This is a genomic window from Clostridium sp. AM25-23AC, assembly GCF_003435125.1.
GTDB lineage: Bacteria > Bacillota > Clostridia > Lachnospirales > Lachnospiraceae > Pilosibacter > Pilosibacter fragilis.
Genome location: NZ_QWGI01000038.1, coordinates 21,550 through 22,250 on the forward strand (window position 1 = coordinate 21,550; position 701 = coordinate 22,250).

The 701-nt window shown below is 48.4% G+C and carries 1 pseudogene; it reads left to right on the forward strand.

From position 1 onward, the window contains the following. Positions 1–306: 306 nt before the first annotated feature. A pseudogene (locus DW677_RS16120) lies at positions 307–657 on the forward strand (AAA family ATPase); the annotation flags it as partial. Positions 658–701: the final 44 nt, after the last annotated feature.

Here is a 701-nt window from a genome sequence, read left to right on the forward strand (position 1 = left end):
TAAAAAGAGGGCAAAAAGAGGGGGAAGTGGTTCCTAAAGTGGTTAACCGAGAACCGATTTTTTGGGGGGCTTTTCAGCCCTCCTTCCCCTCGTTTTTTGGCTGTGGCAGTTTGGCATAGTTTGAGCTAATTTGAATAATTGAATATGAATTTGATGTAGCACACAGTATAAATGCTGGGTGCTTTTTTCATTTCAGGAACTCGTATTCCGGCGATAGAAAGAGCCGTCACTTCACTGTTAATTTTGAAGTGGCGGCTTTTTCTATTTCCAGAAGCAACAGCAATAATTAGAAATGAGGTGAAGTCAATGAACACGCAAATCATCGCCATTGCCAACCAGAAAGGGCGCTATGTGCCAGTGGCACATGTTCAGCGCCGACCGGAGCGGGAGCGGAGAAGCGTTGGCAAGACAACGACCTGTGCCAACTTGGGAATCGGGCTGGCGCAGGCCGGAAAGAAAGTCCTGCTGATCGACGGAGACCCGCAAGGCAGCCTGACGATCAGCTTAGGCAATCCCCAGCCGGACAAGTTGCCCTTTACGCTGTCGGACGCTATGGGGCATATCCTGATGGATGAGCCGATTCATTCCGGCGAGGGTATCCTGCATCACCTGGAGGGAGTAGACTTGATGCCCGCCGACATTCAACTTTCCGGTATGTGAATATAATTTAACCTGTTGTGCTAGATAAAATAATATAAAGA